This window comes from Synechococcus sp. FACHB-909 (assembly GCF_014698945.1).
Taxonomy (GTDB): Bacteria; Cyanobacteriota; Cyanobacteriia; order PCC-6307; family Cyanobiaceae; genus Cyanobium.
Map to the genome: position 1 here is coordinate 1 of NZ_JACJTY010000002.1, position 18,711 is coordinate 18,711.

Genomic DNA, 18,711 nt, shown 5'->3' on the forward strand with positions numbered 1-18,711 from the left:
GCCGGCAGGGCCCAGAGGTAGGCCTGGGTGGCGCGCTGGAAGTCGAGCTCGTCGTAGAGCCTGGCAGCGGTGGCCTTGGTGGGGTAGCCGTTCTCCAGTTGAAGAACCCCAAGCCTTGTCTGTTGGACATCAGCTGCTGGGGGCTGCTTGGCATGCACGCCACTGAGGAAGCTGATACCGGCCAGGGAGGCGATCAGCAACTTCCGAAAGAGGATGAGCTTCAAGGATTTAAGTCAGCGATCGACTTTAGCTGCTCGACCAGCTAAGGCCGAGCGAACGCTGTTCCTGAGAGGCAGGCAAGGTGCTATCGCTGTCGAGACAAACTCAACGATGCCCTGTCTACACCAGGGGATTGCTCAAAGGTGTCGCATCAAGACAAGCAAGGCTTTCGGACCTAAACCTCTTCCGCCATGCTCAAGTCAGCTCGGCTTCACATCACACTCTGGCCATCAACTTCAGTGCATGGGCCGAGACGATCATGATGATGGCAGTAAGGCTCTGACGTGACCCCATCTTTCGCCCAGTTCTTTTGAGAGCTGGTGGTTGGTCAAGCCGCTCTCAACTGGGCGCTTGGGTGGTTCTCATGGCGTCGTGACGCAGCCAAGGGGGCGTACCGGGGGGGGCGTTCCGGCCGCGATGGACCTCTGGCCGCCCTCGACCTGGCGGAGCAGCTCGAGACACTCTGCCGCGACATGCCGCAGGTGGGCCCCGCCATCGCAACGCTGACGGACGCATCGACCTGGAGGAGCTCGCCCGCCTGCTGGAGGGAGCGGGTCGGAGAGCTGATCCCGGCCAGCGGTGAGATGGATGCCCTGATCGCTGCGGTCGACAGAGATGCCTACGGCCGTGTGGATGCCGAAGAATTCCGGCGGCTGTTCCAGGACGCAGAGAATCGCCAGCGGCGCCGTTCCAACACCTCGATGCCTGACCGGGACTGGTGGGGAAGCCTCTGGCCCGAACCCGCCGACACGCTCCTTCAGATGGGATTGCGTCCCGGCATGGCGATGCTGGACGTGGGGTGCGGCTATGGCCTGTTCACGATCCCGGCCGCTCGGCTCGTGGAGTCCCGGCCGGTGGTGGGTCTCGACATCGACGCGGAGGTGCTGGAGCAAGGAAGGAGCCTGGCCTCCGGTCTGACCAACCCACACCCTTCGAGATGGTGTTCCTCCACAGCACCCTGCACGGCATCGAAGACAAGATCGGCCTGGTGCGCGAGGTGCATGCCCTGCTGGCCCCGGGGGGCCGCTTCGCGGTGGTGAACTGGCTGCCGATTCCCCGCGAGCTGACCATCTGGCTGGGGCTTCCGCGCGGTCCGAAGCAGGAGGTGCGCATGGGAGCCGAGGCCACCGCGGATCTGGTGCTGGGCGCCGAACCGGAACTGCGGCTGGAGCGCACCGCTCCTCTGCCTCCCTTCCATTACGGCCTGATCTTCACCAAGGATGACGGAGCGATCGCCTAGAAGCGTCTGGCGCATCGCCCGAGTCCAGGCCTTGATAAAGATGCCCCTCAATGTTCTGTCTTACCAGGTTGAACAGTGGCAAGGGGTGTGAGGCCACAACTCCTAACAAGACCCTTTGTCTGCCGCCCAACGCTCACGATCAGCGGCGAGATGCACTGCGTGAGTATCAAAGGTATCATTACAACCGTACGCTGAATCTTGATGTTAGCCGGCAAGAACGGCACAAGACACTAGAGTGCTGAAATCACACGACCAAGATTGATCGGGCTTCGAGAAGGGATTTCAGCCATACTTCTTCTGTTGGCTGCGCAGCGCAACACAGGCCTAAGCCGAGACAAGGTTGGATGTAAACATTTGAGAGCAAAGATCAGAATCTAGATATCTAAAGCTCTGTGGAGGTCGCTTGGATCCGATAAGCTCTTCAAGCTGCAAAGGCGTTAAAAGCTTATGAACTTTGCCAACCCTAATTGCGATCCCTCGTTCAACACCATTAAAGTAATTATCAAAGTCTCTGTGCTTGATACCCGCTACTTCCTTATACATGCCCCAGAGGCTTGCTGGATCTGAGGCATCTATTCCATCTACAGTGAAATATCCAACCACCTGAGAGACAGGAGACGTAGAGTAAATAACAACAATAGAGGGTGCGTTGCTGAACATCCACTTGCGAAATTCTACTTTCTTAGATCCATTGAGTATTTTATTGGCATACTCAGGGTGAATGGACATCAAGGCGATTGAGGGATCTTGACAGAGAGCCATGAGATTCCTGGTTCCTTGACTTCTACTATAGACACAGGAGGACCGTTCAGCAAGCCGGCCTGATTAAGTGTATCAAGCGGCATAGGTGGGATTAAGTTTCGGTCTTGTCGGAAGAGGATTGCTAGGGTCTCTTTCCCACCTCTACACATCGCAGTTATATCTGAAGAGCTAAATACTGTCCGCTTGCCGACAAAGCGCTGGATCTCTGATCCTTCAGCCGAGACCAGGGTTTTCTCAACTACACCAAGAGGAGAAACTGATTTGGCGATTTTAGACTGGTAAAACAGAAGGATGTCCCCAGGGCTAATTTTTCTAATATTCGAGTTGCATAGATAAGCTTTCATGATACTGTTGCCAAATGGATATGCACCAGCGAACAGGGATGTTTGCTCCGTCAGCTCGGGGAATAACAGTGCGTGCCACTGTGGTTTAATCGGAACAATAAACACCTTATTGCCGCTAAGCTTAATGAATGGTGGCCCGTAGCGAATATGAGCTTCTAGGCATGAGAGAGCTTCGATCTCATGCTCATTACATCGGAACTGTTTTGCCATTACTGATTCCCCATTGGGATTTACTGCAATTTGCTCAAATCCAAATGCCTCAAGCAACCTCACAAGCTCGCTGTGATGGTCAAAGACAGTTAGGTATGTGGATCTAATGCGATTATTTGCTATGTGGTTAAAGACAGCCTTGAGAAGTAATTCACCATAGCGGCGCCCTCTATGCTGATCGCTTACCTTAAAAGTGCAGATCTTTAGCGTTGGACATTTGAGCCCATACTCGCTCTCTGTCTCTGTCTTCATTATACAAATCCCAGCATATTCTCCACCATGTATCTTGACAATCCAAGCTTGTCTGTGTTCACGTTTGCATTTCTTCAGCCAGTCATCAAAGCCCTGATAGTCTAGTCTTAACGTGTCAAATATTCGATCAGTATCGTTAATCTCATGACACAAGACTCTGTCAACTGCTGGCGGTGGGCTAGGGATCTTTTCTAGCAGGCCTCGTAGGGCTGCAACCGCCTCTGAAATTGATAAGACCCTCTCAGCAATATCTAACTGCCTGGCTTTCCTGTGAATTCCCCTATCTTCAGTTACAAGGTAATCAACCGCATCTACGACTACGCAGGTCAGAAGTAAGCAATCAGCCTGATCGTGTTTGTTGTGCGTTAGATCGGAGAGCTTATCTAGGATTGATTCGTGGACTGTTTTTGGTGGTGCGGGCAATCGAGGATACTTTGAGACGAGAATTCTTCTCGCTTCTCTCCTGGAAGATACCTGATCTCCCTCTAGCTCTTCAATAGAGGCTGGATGGATATAATGCTGATGATTGCCCTCAGCAATTAAACGAAGTAGATCAGCTACGACTGGTGACTTTGATTCAAGATATTCAGGGCTGACTGGCTCGGCGGGAATTATCGCGTTGGTATCGAGCAAGAGTTTCATTGCGCCCTAGAAGCTTGCCGTAGCTGGTTCAACTTTAGAGGCATTGATGCTAGTGGCAAGTAGGGGTTGGCCGTAGATCGCACGATTGCTGCTAGCTAATACTTTGGCAACCTCTGAAAAGGGTGTCAATCCGGCTAACGCATCGGATTGTGCCGCGCCGAGACGTGGGCTTGAATGAATTGTTAGCTCTCAAGGTCGGCTAGCTTGACTGAAAATCTATCGCCACCTTGGTCTGATGTGTCATAAGCACGGATCTGCATACCGTCACTACTGCAGGCGTGCAAATGATTGAGATAGTTCTTAGAACGAGAAAAAGTGCGCCAAAAGATTGGCTTTTGGATGTCGAGAGTCTGACGGCTGTCCGACCGCAGAACGATCAGCCGGTCCAAGTACTCGATGATCGACCCAAAAGAAGCCGAGCGAGCCTTAATAATTCGAGAGATAGCTGAGTCAAGTCCTGCAGCTTCGTCTGCATCTCCGATGACCTCTTTACCCACAAGCCAGCGATACTCGTTCCGCCCCGAGGTCTCCAATCTTGCTGTAATCGGCTCCGCATTTTTTGCCCGCCTCATGCTATTGAAAAAGTCTAGTTCATCCGCATAGTCCATTCTCATCGGAAGTGGCATGAACGTTGTCACGTAGGTGTGTTCTCGGCTATTTGCAACAAGGTTAGCTCCGAACCAATCGCAGTCAAATATATCGTCTTCCACGAGCGGCCTCTCAGGTCCATTCAGGATCAATACGCTAAGCCCATTGCTTCTGCTAGCTATAGCAAGACGGCCCCCATCGCCAGGTGCCATTGAGTAGATGTAGCCACTCTTTATGCTTTTAATACTATCAGGTGATATCGATTTTGAAGTGTACCTAAATTCTGCAGTATACGCGCCTGATTCATCAGATATATAGATCTTGTTGGCATATATACTGAGGTCCGTTGGCCAAACCTCCCATAGGATAGAACTAGTTTTGGAATCCCGAAGAATGTCGTTAGGCACTTCTAGTTCTAACCCATGGTCCCCTTCCGCCAAAGCGTTCGGCTTCCTTGAGTCAAGAAATAGTGGCGCCAAGTATTCGCGACCATGTATGTCTAGGGTTAACGAAACCATCCTTTGCCAATCATAAGATGTGATTGCCCCATCCATGCTAATCAAAAAAAGCGTGCCAGAATAAAGAAACGAGTCAAGATAAATATTGTTAATCCGCAATGTAGTGTGTTGGATCATTGATATTGTCCCTTTTGAATACGTCGTACGTCAGAAATATCTACTCGGCCCGCCTCGCACCATGCTCTCATGGCTCCCGCCGGTGGAATGTCGGATTTCACTGGACGTACCGGATATCCATGCCACTCACAATTGGGGTCTGAAACAAATTTTGCGATCCACAAATCACCTTCATGATCCTCTCCCAGTCGATGCACAGGCACCCCAACTGCCTCGGATGCGTTCCATAGCTTCCCCTTGCTGCATGCCCAGTTATTCAAAGCAGCCTCTGAGCAGAGTGCGACCTCTCGCCAATCGGAAATCCGCCACACGCTAGCGACGGCTGTTGGTTGTGCCACACGATGCTTTAGGTTTATGACGTAGCGAGAAATTGGCATTGAGATCTACCGTTGGAATTCTGCGTCCGCCGTAGGCGGTCCGCTGGAATGACGTGTTAGCCGATACGCTACACCCATGGGTTTTGATAGATGGTCCTACGAAGTGCACGTACAGCAAATAGTGCCATGCATTCAAGCTCCTGCTCGGTTTGCTCAGGGCGTTCGAGGAGATTTGAATCGCTCCAAGGTTCATCAACATGAATCCATTTGTTGCGGTATATCCTCAACACATGGAAATCGTCCGCAAGGCCGGCATCAATACTAGCGCGATTGGTTAACTCAATAAGCCGTTCCTTGCCAGTTTCGGAGCGCTCAGATCGAAGGTAAGTCTCAATTCCAGATACAGTAGTGTGAATCCACGCCAGATCTGCGCCGTCTGCAAATGCCACGTCCGCTTCCTGGACGATAAAGCTACACCATTCAGAAAGGATGACTCCGCCTTTGAGCAGTTCTTCGTCGAGGCCGACTAGTTGTGCCCAGCGGTCGTCTTGGGTCATGCTGACTAACGTTCCGGTTGAGCGGCAGCAGATCGCCTCAAGCGATAGGCAAAAAACTTCACCTGCCCGCTCCAACCGGGTTGTTATGCCTCCTGCGCTGAGCAGCCAACCAGCCCATTAAACTAAAAGCGACAGGCACGAACAAACTGATCAACAGATACTTCGATGTTAATCATTTGGTCAATCCAATCTTCTATTGGCTGCAAACTAGCAGGTCTCCTTGTAGGGACAACTGGGGTGATACACCCATCTCCCAAAACTACGGGCGGAAGAACTATTGATTTGTTATAAAGGTTTTCCATTGATAAAACATTCCGCCCCCAAACCCCTCTTTGTTCAAAGTTTTCTCTTCCAATGGAGAGCAAGGCATTTGCTTGATCTGCGTAAATCCCCTTTATCACATCTTTGTCAAGTTCTTTCATTCGAGCAATAGCTAAAGACTCAATTGAATCTAGACTAGGAAGTCCAGCTCTTGTTACGGCTTCTTGAAGCCATAGTTCAACAGAAGTCTCACTTCTATATGTAGGGGCTTGTTGAGCAATAGCAAAAAATGCGAACCCTGGATCTGAGAGTTCTTTGAGCGCTTGGACTCTATCACCCCAAACATTGAACTCCTCTGGCAAAAGTAAGTTATGAAATAGCTCCTTAGGTAGATTCAGGCAGAGAGTTGCTAGAGCAGAAGAATATTCATAAGCCCGGAAGGCATCATTGACTTGAATTGAGTTAGCCAGGCAATGTGTCACCATTGAGTAGATTACTAATTTAGGGTCATAGAGATTCTGTAGGAATTCCTGCTCTAGGCGAATTTGCTCTACTAGTCTCGAATCATCATCGAGAAGTGCAAGACTCTGGCTTTTAACCTTGAACTCAGCATAAGTCGCCGTAGCCTCAGTCAATGCAAACATGCTAAATGGAACGCGAATAATCCGCTGATCGTTGGAATTTGAGAAAACAGTAAACACAAATGGCCTATCTGCTCTTGGCCTACCATCAATCCCAAATTCAAGCCCAGAACCATACGAATACCGCCAAGGAGTAGGCTGTACATCTTGCTGACTTACTTCATACTCTTCTGTATAGTAGAGCGCAAGTCTCGCCCTATGTCTTTCAGAATTAGCAATAGCAATTCTGTAAAAATCATACTCATCTTGATTTGTCCACGCACTGATAGCATTGTAAATGAGAACCAATTGTCTTTGCCCCCAAAGAGTAGATGTATGGTCTAGCCAATGCGTAAACTCATGTACGCATGTTGAGTAGAATCGTGCTATAGATTTATAGTCTGCCCGTAGTGCAGCCCTTTGAGCTCCTTGATCACCTTGATTACCTTTGCTTAATTGAAAATGCTCTAGTAGCCGCGAAAAGGTCTCTTCGTCCAAGTAGTCTAGAGAAACAATTTGTGAAAAGTCATCATAGCAGCCCAGTAATTCGAGATTAGCAAAGATGGCCGAGTTTCTTGCATGATATCTCAGCTTTTGAACAGCGTCCCGATTCGCGTTCCTGCCCATAGGTCAAAGTTCTGCAGCACCATGTCGCCGATCTTAGAGCCCTTTATGTCATCACGCTCCGCATGAATCTCTAAAACTGCAATCTACTCAATAACTGAAGCATAACTCTTTCTTGGACGGTTCCGTGAACCACGGACCTGCTCATACCCCTTTCCGTGAACCGCAGCTAACGCCAGTGAACCATCGGTCGAGAGTCCTTTCCTGAACAGCGATCTTAGTTGGAAGGCCAAGTCGTTGGCCGTGGTGCACGGGTCCGATAACCACATGTAGCCATGGCTACATCATGTCTGCTGGGCTGCAGACACCGAGCGGCCCTCTATTCAGCACATGGGTGTAGATCATGGTGGTGCTCACGTCCTGATGTCCCAGCAGCTCCTGGATCGTGCGGATGTCCTGCCCCCGTTCCAGCAGGTGGGTCGCAAAGGAGTGGCGGAAGGTGTGGCAACTGGCCGCCTTCGTGAGTCCCGCCTCGGCCACGGCCCGCTTCACCGCCTTCTGCACGACGCTCGTAACTGCCAGGGCCACCCGTCCCCACACGCCCTAATCTGTACAGACTCCATGTACAGACGCCCACCATGGCGCGCGTCTCCGTGACCCACCTGCGCCAGAACCTGCCGGCCTGGCTCAAGCGCGTGCAGGCCGGGGAAGCCATTCAGGTCACCTCCCACGGCCGGGTGATTGCCCGCATCGAGCCGGAACAGGACCCGGCCGAGGAGGCGCGCCGCTGGCTGGAGGGGCTGGCGGGCAGCGTCACGCTGGGGGATGTGGTCGCCTCGATCGCCGATGGCGACGCCGATCTCGAAGGCGCCGGTGATGCTGACCATCTGTGACACCCATGTCCTGCTGTTCTGGGCCCATGAGCCCGCCCGGCTGTCCCGGCGCGCCGCGACGGCACTGGCGCAGGGGCGCGCCCAGGGCCAGCTGGCCATTGCGGACATCAGCCTCTGGGAGCTGGCCCTGCTGCACGAACGCGGACGCCTGACCCTCCCGGAAGCCGTGCCCCCGGCCCTCTACCTGCGCCGTCTGCTCGAAGCTCTGAGGCTGCAAGTGCTGCCGATCACCGCCGAGATCGCCCTGCTCTCCCGGGGCCCCCAGTTCCGACGTGTTGACCCGGCCGATCGCCTCATCGGCGCCACGGCCCTGCAGGGCCGCCGTCCCCTGATCAGCGCCGACGAGAAGCTCCGCGCCATTCCGGAGCTGGAGACGATCTGGTGAGCACGCCCGTCCGGAGCCGCCCCTCCCCCCTCACGATCCGCCCCCTGCAGAGCGCCGACATCCCCACCATCACCGGCTGGGCCCGCCAGGAGGGCTTCGCGCCGGGCGTGGGCGATGTGGCCATCTACCGCCAGACCGACCGCCAGGGCCTCTGGGTGGGCTGGCTCGGCGACGAGCCGGTGGGGTGCATCGCCGGGGTCCGCTACAACGCCTCCTACGGCTTCATCGGCCTGTTCCTGGTGGTGCCCGCCCAGCGGGGCCGGGGCTACGGGGTGCAGCTGTGGCGCCACGCCCTCCAGCACCTGGCCGACGTGCCCTGCATCGGCCTGGAGGCCGCCCCCGACCGGATCGACGACTACGCCGGCTGGGGCTTTGCGCCCGCCTCCCCCACCACCCGCTGGCAGCGGCTCGCCGACGACGGCGCGCTGGCTCCGGTGTCCGCCGCGCCGGAACCCCCCTGGTGCCTGCTGGAGGGTGGTGCCATCCCGGCGACGGCTGTCCAGCGCTTCGATGCCGAGCGGGAACCATCGCCCCGCCCCCACTTCCTGCGCCAGTGGCTGCGGCATCCGGCCGGGACGGTGCTGGCCCTGGTGGACCGCCGCGGCGCCTGCCACGGCTTCGGCCGGGTGCGGCCCTGCCTGCTGCCCGATGGCGAGGGCTGGCGCGTCGGGCCCCTGGTGGCCGACAGCCCCGCCGCCGCCCGGGCCCTGCTCGAAGGCCTGCTGCAGCGCCATGCCGGCACGGTGCTGATCGATGCCCCCGGCGCCAATGCCACCGCCGACCCGCTGCTGGCGTCGCTCGGGTTCGCCCCCGTCTCCCGCACCCTGCGCATGTACCGGGGCGCCCCGCCGGCGGTGTCGCTGGCGGATGTCTACGGCCTGGCCTGCCTGGAGCTCGGCTGACCCCCACCCCAGCGATGGCTCCCCTACCTTCGAACCCATGCCGTCGCGCTCGACAATCCCGTTCCCCGGCCTGGTGCTGCTGTCGCTGGCCCTGGCGGCACCGCTGCGGGCGGCGCCGATCCCGCTGATGGAGCCAGCGGGCATGGACCTGCTGGTGGCCAGCACCGCCGCCAGGGCCGACTACGGCCCCCTGGCCGAGCAGTTCCTCACCCAGGCCAACCTCGCCTACTGCGGTGTGGCCAGTGCCGCCATGGTGCTCAACAGCCTGGCCGTGCCCGCCCCGGCCGTGCCGGGTTACGGCCGTTACCGCTTCTGGACCCAGGAGAACGTCTTCGAGGTGCCGGCCGGCCGCCAGGTGGTGAGTGCCGAGGTGGTGCGGCGCCAGGGCATGACCCTGGCCGAACTGGCCGGCCTGCTGGCGGCCCACGGGGTGGCGGCCGAAGCGATCCACGGCGACCAGCTCAGCCTCGAGCAGTTCCGCGCCCTGCTGCGCCGCAACCTCAGCCAGCCCGGCGACCGCCTGCTGGCCAACTACGACCGGCCCGCCCTCGGCCAGGCCGGCGGCGGCCACATCGCTCCGCTGGCAGCCTTCCATGCCCCCTCCGACCGGGTGCTGATCCTCGATGTGGCCCGCTACCGCTACCCCTCGGTGTGGGTGCCGGTCGCCGACCTCTGGGCCGCCATCCGCACCCTTGATTCCACCTCGGGCCGCAGCCGTGGCCTGGTCACGATCCGGCGGCTGCCGGGGGCGACACCGCCTCCAGGAACCGTTCCGCCACCCGGTCCCAGCTGAACGGCCCCACGTGCTCACGGCCGTAGGCCCGCTGCTGGGCCTGCAGTTCGGGTTCGGTGAGCAACTTGAGAAGGGCCTCGGCCAGCGCCTGGGGATCCCGCGGCGGCACCAGTAACCCAGCCCGGCCGTGGGGCACCACCTCGGGGATCGCCGTGGCCGTGGTGCTCACCACCGGCAGCCCGCTGGCCATTGCCTCGAGGAACACGATCCCGAAGCCCTCCTGGATCGACGGCAGGCAGAACACCGCACTGCGCCGGTACCACTCGCGCACGGCGCCGTCGTCGGGCAGGGCCCCCAGCAGCTGCACCACCTCCCCCAGCCCCAGCCGCTCCACCAGCTCCTGCAGCGCCGCGTGCTCCGGACCGTCGCCGATCACCACCAGCCGGGCGCTGGGCAGCCGCTGCTGCACGCTCTGGAACGCCGTGATCAGATCCCCCACCCGCTTGCGGGGGTACTGGCGCGCCACGCACAGCACCGTGTGGGGCTCGCGAGCGGCATCGTCCCCGCCCGCAGGATTCCATAGGCCGACATCGATCCCCTCCGGCACCAGCCGCAGCCGCTCGGCTGGCACGCCGTAGTGCTCTTCGATGCGCTCGCAGCAGTAGCGGCTGGTGGAGAGCACCAGGGGCGCCCGGCGGGCGTTGAGGCGCTCCAGCCGCGACAGGCCCCAGAGCATCAGCCGCGGCCAGCCGCTCTCGCAGCGCGACTCCTCCGCCAGCACCCCCTTGATGCAGCACACGTAGGGCACCGGGCAGCGGTGGGCCACCCGGAAGCCGTCGATGTCGAAGCCCACCACCAGGTCGTAGCGGCCCTCGGCGGCCGCCAGGCGCCGGGGCAGGGTGAGGTTGAACCAGAGGCGGCGCAACAGAAGATTCCGCGGCCAGGCCCCCTCGGGCACCAGCCGTTCCACCGTGTGGCCCCGGGCGATCAGGGCCCCGGCCAGACCGCCGATGGCCGCCGCCGTGCCGCTGCCCTCGGCCACGTCCTGCAGCCAGGAATCCAGGAAGGCGATGCGCATGCTGGGGCCGACCGCCGGGCCTACACCCGCGCCGCCAGGCCGGTGGGCTCGAGCATCAGCTTGCTGTTGCGCACCTCCTCGTCCATCTCGATCGGGTACTGGCCGTCGAAGCAGGCGGTGCAGAAATGGCTGGAGTTGGCCTGGGCCGCCTCCACCATGCCGCCCTTGGTGAGGTAGGCGAGCGAATCCACCCCCAGGTGCCGCTCGATCTCCTCCAGCGTCAGCCGGGCAGCGATCAGGTGGTCCTGGGTGTCGGTGTCGATGCCGTAGAAGCAGGGGTGGGTGACGGGCGGCGAGCTGATCCGCATGTGCACCTCGGTGGCGCCCGCATCCCGCAGGGCCGCCACCAGCTTGCGGCTGGTGGTGCCGCGCACGATCGAGTCGTCGATCACCACCACCCGCTTGCCGGCGAGCACATCAGGCAGGGGGTTGAGCTTCACCCGGATGCCCGCCTCCCGCATCGCCTGGGTGGGCTGGATGAAGGTGCGGCCCACGTAGCGGTTCTTGATCAGGCCGTCGGCAAAGGGGATGCCGCTCACGTGCGAATAACCGATCGCCGCCGGGATGCCGGAATCGGGCACGCCGATGACGATGTCGGCCTCCACGGGCGTTTCCCGGGCCAGCACCTCACCGATCCGCACCCGGTAGCTGTAGAGCGACTCGCCGAAGAAGCGGCTGTCGGGCCGGGCGAAGTAGATCATCTCGAAGACGCACAGCTTGCTGGGCTCCTCGCACCAGCGCTGCCGCTCGGGGATCGGATCGGCCTGACGGAAGTGGATCAGCTCGCCGGGCTGCACGTCATCCACAAAGCTGGCGCCGATGATGTCGAGGCCGCAGCTCTCACTGCTGGCCACCCACTGGCCCTGCTCCGGTTCCCCCAGCAGGCCGAACACCAACGGCCGGATGCCGTGGCCGTCCCGCAGGGCGAACAGGCCGTCGGGGGTGCCGATCACCAGGCTGAAGGCGCCGCGGCAGCGGCCGGCGGCTTGGCGGATCGCCGCGTTCCAGCCCAGGCCGGAATCCACCGCCTCCTGCAACGCAAAGGCGATCAGCTCCGAGTCGGTGGTGGAGGTGAACTCCCCGGCCAGGTGCGCCAGCGAATCCCGCAGCTCCGCCGCGTTCACCAGGTTGCCGTTGTGGGCCAGGGCCAGGGGCCCCAGGCGCGTCATCAGCACCACGGGCTGGGCGTTGCAGACCTTGCTGCTGCCGGTGGTGGAATAGCGGTTGTGGCCCACGGCCAGCTGGCCGGGCATCCGCTCCAGCACGTCCTGGTCGAACACCTGGCTCACCAGGCCCATGTCCTTGTGCAGCCGCACCTTGACGTCGTCGAAGACGGCGATCCCGGCCGACTCCTGGCCCCGGTGCTGCAGGGCATAGAGCCCGAAGTAGGTGAGGTTGGCCACCGCCTGACCCGACGCCAGCACGGCGAACACGCCGCAGGCCTCCTCCGGCTTGTCGGGGCGGTCAGGGTCGATCAGGGAAGCGTGCGCATCGCGGTGATCGGCGAAGGGCACGGCAGGCTCAGACCAAGGACCGACTTCATCTTGGCCCATTACCTGTCGGGTGGGGGGCCGGCCTTGCCCAGGCGGGCGGGGATCGCCTGCTCGTAGGTATGGCGCAGCTGCTCCACCGTCAGCGCCAGCAGGGGCTCGCCGCCCCGCGCCAGCACCAGGCGGGAATCCGCCGTGACCGTGCCCAGGCGCTCGGCCGGCACGGCCGCACCGGCCTCCGCCAGGGCGGCTTGCCAGGCCGCCTCCTGCTCCGGCGCCACGCTCACCAGCACCCGGGCGCCGCCCTCGGCGAACAGCAGCCGGTCGGGGCGCCCCGCGCCGGCGGGCAGATCCAGCGCGGCCCCCAGGCCGGAGGCGATGCAGGCCTCCGCCAGGGCCACCGCCAGGCCGCCATCGGAGAGGTCGTGGGCGGAGCGCACCAGGCCGGCGGCGATGGCCTGGCGCAGGAACCCTTGCACCTGGCCCTCCAGGGCCAGATCCGTCAGGGGCGGGCGGCCCGTGAGCCGGCCGTGCACCACCTCCAGATAGCTGCTGGCCCCCAGCCCCAGGCGTTCGTCGCCGCTCTCCTGCAGCGGCACCCCCAGCAGCCAGACGCCATCGCCGGCCTGGCCCCAGGCCAGCCCCGTCACATGGGCCAGGTCGTGGACCAGCCCCACCATGCCCACCACCGGGGTGGGGTGGATCGGCTGCATCCGCCCATCGGGTAGGCGGGTCTCGTTGTACAGGGAGACGTTGCCGCCGGTGACCGGCGTGGCCAGGGCGCTGCAGGCCGACGACAGGCCCCGGCAGGCCATCGCCAGCTGCCAGTAGCCGGTGGCGGTGTCGGGGGAGGGGAAGTTGAGGTTGTCGGTGACCGCCAGGGGTTCGGCGCCGGTGCAGGAGAGGTTGCGGGCCGCCTCCGCCACCGCCGCCATGGCGCCCCGCTCCGGATCGAGGGCCACCCAGCGGTTGGGGCAGTCGACCGTCGCCGCCACGCCGCGGGTCGCCGCCTCCATGGCCCCGGGCCCCTGCTGGGGCCGCAGCCGCACCACCGCCGCATCGGCGCCACCGGGCAGCACCACCGTGTTGGCCTGCACCTGGTGGTCGTACTGGCGGTACACCCAGCGCTTACTGGCGATGGTGGGGTCATCGAGCAGGCGCAGCAGGGCATCACCCCAGCCCAGCGCTCCAGCGACCAGCTCCAGGCCACCGGCATTCGAGGCCGCCGGCAGTTCGGCTTCGCTCCAGGTCCAGTGGGCCTGGATCTCGGCGGGGGGTTCGGCCAGCAGCTCGTGGTGGTTGATCGGCGTGTCGTCCGCCAGGGCGCTGGCGGGCACCTCGGCCGCCACTGCGCCGTGCTGCAGCACCCGCACCACGTTCTCCTGCAGCACCCGGCCCACCACCGCCGCCTGCAGGCCCCAGCGGCGGAAGCGCTCCATCAGCGGCTCCTCCCGCCCGGCCGCCACCACGAACAGCATCCGCTCCTGGGATTCGCTCAGCAGGAATTCGTAGGCCGTCATGCCCGACTCCCGGGCCGGCACCCGGTCCAGATCCAGCTCGATGCCCAGACCCCCCTTGGCGGCCATCTCCGAGCAGCTGCAGGTGAGGCCGGCGGCGCCCATGTCCTGGGCCGCCACAACATCGCCGCTCTGGAAGGCCTCCAGGCAGGCCTCGATCAGCCCCTTCTCCAGGAACGGGTCGCCCACCTGCACGGCGGGCCGGTCGTCGAGGGAGGCCTCGGTGAGCTCGGCGCTGGCAAAGCTGGCGCCGCCCATGCCGTCGCGGCCGGTGGTGCTGCCCACGTAGACCACCGGATTGCCCACGCCCACCGCCCCGGAGCAGACGATGTCCTCGGTCTCCATCAGGCCCAGGGCCATGGCATTCACCAGCGGGTTGCCGCCGTAGCTGGGGTCGAAGGCCACCTCACCGCCCACCGTCGGCACGCCGACGCAGTTGCCGTAGTGGGCGATGCCGGCCACCACCCCCTCCATCAAGCCCACGTTGCGCTCGTCCTCCAGCGGCCCGAAGCGCAGGGCGTTGAGCAGGGCGATCGGGCGCGCCCCCATGGTGAAGATGTCCCGCAGGATGCCCCCCACCCCGGTGGCCGCCCCCTGGAAGGGCTCCACCGCCGAGGGGTGGTTGTGGCTCTCGATCTTGAAGGCCAGCCGCTGGCCCTCGCCCAGGTCCACCACGCCGGCGTTCTCGCCCGGTCCCACCAGGATGCGGGGGCCGGTGGTGGGGAACTGGCCCAGCAGGGGGCGGGAGTTGCGGTAGCAGCAGTGCTCCGACCACATCACCCCGAACATGCCCAGCTCGGCCCGGTTGGGGGCGCGCCCCAGGCGGCGCACGATCTCGTCGTAGTCGCCCTGGCTCAGGCCCTCCTTGCGCAGGGCCTCGGGCACCGAGAAGGACGGGGTCGAGGCAGAAACCACCGGGGGGCGCGGCAACGGCCCTCCAGTATCAGATCCAGGGGTCGTCGTCCCCGTGGGGTTCCCGGCCCCGGTAGCGATCGCGGCGCGGTGGCGGCTCCTCTGGGGGTGCCTGGCGGGGCTCCCGGAAGTCCTGGGGCTCCTCCAGCGGCTCCTCCTCCTCGGGCCAGTCCTCGAGGGGATCGGGTTCGTCCGGCTCGCCGGCGTAGCGCTCCTCCGGATAGGGATCGGGCCCGCCTGGGTCATCGTCGTAGGGGTCGCGGCGTTCCCGGGCGGGCTCCCGGTCCCGGTCGGGCCAGGGCATCTCCTCGCGGAAGGCCTCTGGCCACGGGGGCTCCTCCAGCCAGCCCTCCAGCCGCTCCTCGACCCGGCCGCCCACCTCCTGCACCTGCTCCTTCCAGCGCCGCGAGCGGCGCAGCAGCTGCTGGCGCACGCTGGCGCGGGCCACCGGCAGGTCATCCAGCCCCCGCAGGGCGGTGAACACCCGGCCGGGCTGCTGGTCGACGATCCGGTCGGGGCTGAGGCGCCAGCGGCTGGTGCCGGGCAGCCGCGGATCGGTGCGGGCCACCAGGTAGTGGAGGATGCGGCCGCTGCGCAGCTCGACGGCGGCGTCGGCCACCAGGCCCAGGGGCACGTCATCGGCGCCGGTGAGGGCCGCATCGATCAGGGTCGGCAACCGCTCCAGGGTGACCGCGTCGGTTTCCGCCGGCTCCCCCTTCACGAACACCTCCTGCTCCCCCAGCCCCCGCAGCTGATCCAGCCGCCACACCAGCCGCTTCTGGGCGAAGGCCGAAGGCCGGCTGGCCCAGCCCAGCAGCCGGTGCACCGGCGGGTGCATCCAGGCCAGCACGCCAGCGCCGCGCTCAAGGCCCTGATCGCACCGCACCTGCCGCCGCAGCAGATCGCTCAGCAGCAGCTGGTCGGGAAGACCCACGGGCTCAGCTGGTGCGGATCTGGACGGGCATCACCAGGTAGGTGAACGCCTCATCGGCCCCCACCGGCGCCAGCACGGCCGGGGTGGTGGCGGCGTTGCACTGCAGCACCACCTGGTCGGAGCCCATGGCCTTGAGGCCATCGAGCAGGTAGCGGACGTTGAAGGCGATCTCGATCGCCTCCCCCTCGATCGTGGCCGCCAGCGATTCCGAGCCGCTGCCCACGTCCTGGGCGTCGGCCCGGATCGTCGCCGTGCCGGCGGCCGGGTCGGCGCTGATCTTGACCACGTTGTTGTGCTGGTCGGCCAGCACCGCCATCCGCTCGAGGGCGGCGATGAAGGCGCGGCGGTCGAGCACCATGCGGCGCTGGAACGACGGGGGGATCAGCTGGCGGTAGTTGGGGTAGGTGCCGTCGAGGCTGCGGCTGGTGAGCACCTGGTCGGCGGAGAGCACCACCACCTGGCCGCGCTCACAGAACAGGCTCAGGGGCTCCTGGGAACCGCGGCCCGAGAGGATCCGCTCCAGCTCCCGCAGGGAACGGGCCGGCACGGTGACGGCGAAGTCCTCGCCATCGGCGGCGGGCGGCTCGCCGCCGGCGGCCTCCACGGCGTGGGAGAGGCGCTGCACGGCCAGGCGGTGGCCGTCGGTGGCGGCGCACTCCAGGCCCTCGCCATCGAGGCGCAGGTGGACTCCCGTCAGCAGCTGCTTGTTCTCATCGGGGCTGCTGGCGAACAGGGTGGCCCGCAGGCCCTTCACCAGGGCCTCGGCGTGGAAGCGGATCGGCGTGCCGCTCTGGGCCAGGGGCAGGTCCGGGTAGTCGTCGGCGGGCATCCCCCGCATCTTGTAGCTGCCCGAGAGGTTGGTCAGCTCCAGCTGCTCTTCGCCCTCCGGGCAGCTGAGGCTGATGGGGCTGTCGGTGGCCAGGCGGGCGACGATCTCGCCGAACATCTTCGCCGGCAGGGTGATGGCACCGCTGGTCTCGACGGCGGCGGGCAGGCTGGTCTGGATGCCGAGGCTGAGGTCGAAGCCGGTGAGGCTGAGGCGGCCGGTGCCCGCATCGGCGGTGAGCAGCACGTTGGCCAGCACCGGATGGGTGGGGCGGGTCGCCACCGCCCGGCTGACCAGCTGGAGGCTGGCGCTGAGTTCAGCCTGGGAGCAGACCAGCTTCATGGCGGGGGCCGGAGAGGGCGGCACGGCGTTCGTGAGGCCCCACGGTTTCACAGGGCGCGCCAAAGCGCAACGGGTGGCTCCCCGACTGTTCAGAGGATCAATCAAGGATTGAGAAGAAGAAAAACAGCCCGTCGCAGTAGGGGCGGGGGAAAACGGGTAAAGCGGTTGACTCCCTTTTCCACCACTGGGTTTTACGGGCTCGATGGCTGGGGAATCGTCGCCGCAACGGGGCCGTTTCCAGGGGTTTTCCACCGATTCCCGGGCCTGGGGAATCCGGGGGGCGCCCACGGGGGTTTTCCCTCCCCCGGCTCTCCCGGCGTGGGGTGGGGAATGTCCCAGGATTTCCCCAGACGGTTGGGGCTCTGTCAGGCGATCAGAAGCCCATCACCTTGGCGACGGTCTCGGTTTCGGGGGCGATGCCGGTGTGGAAGGTGGCGTCGTTGTTCTCGATCGCCGTCGTCGGGTCCTTGAGGCCGTTGCCGGTGAGCACGCACACCACCGTGGCGCCGGCTGGCACCTCCTCCCGTCGCTTGATCAGGCCTGCCACCGAGGCGGCGCTGGCCGGCTCGCAGAACACCCCTTCCCCCTGGCCCAGCAGCTTGTAGGCCTCGATGATCTCGGCATCCGTGACGGCCATGAAGTCACCGTTGCTCTCGGTTCGAGCCTTGATGGCGTTTTCCTTGTTCACCGGATTGCCGATGCGGATCGCCGTGGCGATGGTGTCGGGCTGCTCCACCGTGTGCCCCAGCACCATCGGGGCGGCACCGGCGGCCTGGAAGCCCATCATCCGCGGCAGGACCGTGCTGTGGCCCGCCTGGCGGTACTCCTTGAAGCCCATCCAGTAGGCGCTGATGTTGCCGGCGTTGCCCACCGGGATGCAGAGCCAGTCGGGGGCCTCGCCGAGGGCATCGACCACCTCGAAGGCGGCCGTCTTCTGCCCCTGCAGCCGGTAGGGGTTGAGGGAGTTGACCAGGGTGACGGGGTAGCGGTCGGCCACGTCACGCACGATCGCCAGGGCCCGGTCGAAGTTGCCCTGCACCGCCAGCACCTCGGCGCCGTAGAGCAGGGCCTGGGCCAGCTTCCCCTGGGCCACGTAGCCGTCGGGGATCAGCACGAAGGCCCGCATCCCGCCCCGGCGCGCGTAGGCCGCCGCCGCCGCCGAGGTGTTGCCGGTGCTGGCGCAGATCACCGCCTCCGAGCCCGCCTCCTTGGCCTTGCTGATGGCCATCGTCATGCCCCGGTCCTTGAAGGAGCCGGTGGGGTTGAGGCCGTCGTACTTGAGGAACACCTTCACGCCCCGGCCCACCCGTTCGGCGATCACCGGTGCCGGAATCAGGGGCGTGGCCCCCTCCCGCAGGGTCACCACCGGCGTCGCGTCACTGACGGGCAGCCAGCTGCGGTAGGCCTCGATCAGCCCCGGCCAGTCCTGCATGGTGGGCTGCCGGCCCAGACGTCGCAGGGCTCGAAGCAGGGGCACGGGGGACAGCG

At 63.3% G+C, this 18,711-nt stretch carries 19 protein-coding genes; 6 read left to right on the forward strand and 13 right to left on the reverse strand.

Going from position 1 to position 18,711, the window contains the following annotated elements; genetic code table 11:
* Window positions 1-200, reverse strand: a 200-nt coding sequence (locus tag H6G99_RS03400) for a hypothetical protein (protein WP_199296973.1), incomplete at its 3' end; no start/stop codon positions are given.
* 804 nt (window positions 201-1,004) lie between these two features.
* Between H6G99_RS03400 and H6G99_RS16520 the strand changes: the two genes are divergently transcribed.
* Both H6G99_RS16520 and H6G99_RS03410 read left to right on the forward strand, forming a co-directional pair.
* Entirely contained in the window at window positions 1,005-1,259 is a 255-nt protein-coding gene (locus H6G99_RS16520) for a class I SAM-dependent methyltransferase (RefSeq protein ID WP_502707669.1), read from the forward strand.
* Entirely contained in the window at window positions 1,157-1,459 is a 303-nt protein-coding gene (locus H6G99_RS03410) for a class I SAM-dependent methyltransferase (RefSeq protein ID WP_190610555.1), read from the forward strand. Before H6G99_RS16520 ends, H6G99_RS03410 begins: the two co-directional genes overlap by 103 nt.
* Window positions 1,460-1,783: 324 nt before the next feature.
* Here the strand turns inward: H6G99_RS03410 and H6G99_RS03415 are convergent, their stop codons facing one another.
* The 6 genes from H6G99_RS03415 to H6G99_RS03440 all read right to left on the reverse strand — a co-directional run bounded on the left by H6G99_RS03415 (window position 1,784) and on the right by H6G99_RS03440 (window position 7,799).
* Window positions 1,784-2,188 (reverse strand): ASCH domain-containing protein, encoded by a 405-nt coding sequence (locus tag H6G99_RS03415; protein ID WP_199296974.1) that lies wholly within the window; start codon window positions 2,186-2,188, stop codon window positions 1,784-1,786.
* Window positions 2,188-3,660 carry a GNAT family N-acetyltransferase gene (locus H6G99_RS03420; protein WP_190609902.1) on the reverse strand — a complete coding sequence of 491 codons (1,473 nt, stop codon included), beginning with the start codon at window positions 3,658-3,660 and terminating at the stop codon, window positions 2,188-2,190. Before H6G99_RS03420 ends, H6G99_RS03415 begins: the two co-directional genes overlap by 1 nt.
* Before the next feature lie 191 nt (window positions 3,661-3,851).
* Entirely contained in the window at window positions 3,852-4,307 is a 456-nt protein-coding gene (locus tag H6G99_RS03425) for a hypothetical protein (RefSeq protein ID WP_190609904.1), read from the reverse strand.
* A 1,030-nt stretch (window positions 4,308-5,337) separates the two neighbouring features.
* The gene (locus tag H6G99_RS03430) at window positions 5,338-5,766 is read right to left on the reverse strand and encodes a hypothetical protein (RefSeq protein WP_190609905.1); all 429 of its coding nucleotides are present in this window, start codon (window positions 5,764-5,766) and stop codon (window positions 5,338-5,340) included.
* 122 nt (window positions 5,767-5,888) lie between these two features.
* Window positions 5,889-7,145 carry a hypothetical protein gene (locus H6G99_RS03435; protein ID WP_190609907.1) on the reverse strand — a complete coding sequence of 419 codons (1,257 nt, stop codon included), beginning with the start codon at window positions 7,143-7,145 and terminating at the stop codon, window positions 5,889-5,891.
* A gap of 405 nt (window positions 7,146-7,550) precedes the next feature.
* Entirely contained in the window at window positions 7,551-7,799 is a 249-nt protein-coding gene (locus H6G99_RS03440) for a tyrosine-type recombinase/integrase (RefSeq protein ID WP_502707665.1), read from the reverse strand.
* 50 nt (window positions 7,800-7,849) lie between these two features.
* On the opposite strand from H6G99_RS03440, the gene H6G99_RS03445 reads away from it, so the two are divergent.
* Genes H6G99_RS03445 through H6G99_RS03460 form a run of 4 tightly spaced genes read left to right on the forward strand, consistent with a single transcriptional unit; the run spans window position 7,850 to window position 10,184 of the window.
* Window positions 7,850-8,104: a type II toxin-antitoxin system Phd/YefM family antitoxin gene (locus tag H6G99_RS03445; protein WP_190609908.1), complete on the forward strand. Its 255-nt coding sequence runs from the start codon at window positions 7,850-7,852 to the stop codon at window positions 8,102-8,104.
* Window positions 8,058-8,489, forward strand: coding sequence for a type II toxin-antitoxin system VapC family toxin (locus tag H6G99_RS03450; protein WP_286190975.1), 432 nt, complete (start codon window positions 8,058-8,060; stop codon window positions 8,487-8,489). The genes H6G99_RS03445 and H6G99_RS03450 overlap by 47 nt, the downstream gene beginning before the upstream one ends.
* A complete protein-coding gene (locus tag H6G99_RS03455; protein WP_190609910.1) occupies window positions 8,486-9,391 on the forward strand; it encodes a GNAT family N-acetyltransferase in 906 nt (301 codons plus the stop codon). The genes H6G99_RS03450 and H6G99_RS03455 overlap by 4 nt, the downstream gene beginning before the upstream one ends.
* Before the next feature lie 37 nt (window positions 9,392-9,428).
* Window positions 9,429-10,184, forward strand: a complete 756-nt coding sequence (locus H6G99_RS03460) for a phytochelatin synthase family protein (protein WP_199296975.1) — start codon at window positions 9,429-9,431, stop codon at window positions 10,182-10,184.
* Here H6G99_RS03460 and H6G99_RS03465 read toward each other — a convergent pair.
* From H6G99_RS03465 to thrC, 6 genes are all read right to left on the reverse strand, one after another.
* Window positions 10,117-11,202: a glycosyltransferase family 4 protein gene (locus tag H6G99_RS03465; RefSeq protein ID WP_190609912.1), complete on the reverse strand. Its 1,086-nt coding sequence runs from the start codon at window positions 11,200-11,202 to the stop codon at window positions 10,117-10,119. The genes H6G99_RS03460 and H6G99_RS03465 overlap by 68 nt on opposite strands.
* Before the next feature lie 20 nt (window positions 11,203-11,222).
* Window positions 11,223-12,755, reverse strand: a complete 1,533-nt coding sequence (purF, locus tag H6G99_RS03470) for an amidophosphoribosyltransferase (protein ID WP_286190976.1) — start codon at window positions 12,753-12,755, stop codon at window positions 11,223-11,225.
* On the reverse strand, window positions 12,755-15,124 hold the full coding sequence (gene purL / locus H6G99_RS03475) for a phosphoribosylformylglycinamidine synthase subunit PurL (RefSeq protein WP_353617157.1): 2,370 nt from the start codon (window positions 15,122-15,124) through the stop codon (window positions 12,755-12,757). The genes purF and purL overlap by 1 nt, the downstream gene beginning before the upstream one ends.
* Window positions 15,125-15,152: 28 nt before the next feature.
* On the reverse strand, window positions 15,153-16,055 hold the full coding sequence (locus H6G99_RS03480; RefSeq protein ID WP_190609914.1) for an RNA methyltransferase: 903 nt from the start codon (window positions 16,053-16,055) through the stop codon (window positions 15,153-15,155).
* A gap of 4 nt (window positions 16,056-16,059) precedes the next feature.
* Window positions 16,060-17,223, reverse strand: a complete 1,164-nt coding sequence (dnaN, locus tag H6G99_RS03485) for a DNA polymerase III subunit beta (protein WP_190610524.1) — start codon at window positions 17,221-17,223, stop codon at window positions 16,060-16,062.
* Window positions 17,224-17,596: 373 nt separating this feature from the next.
* Window positions 17,597-18,655, reverse strand: a complete 1,059-nt coding sequence (thrC, locus tag H6G99_RS03490; protein WP_094586351.1) for a threonine synthase — start codon at window positions 18,653-18,655, stop codon at window positions 17,597-17,599.
* Between the last annotated feature and the right edge of the window lie 56 nt (window positions 18,656-18,711).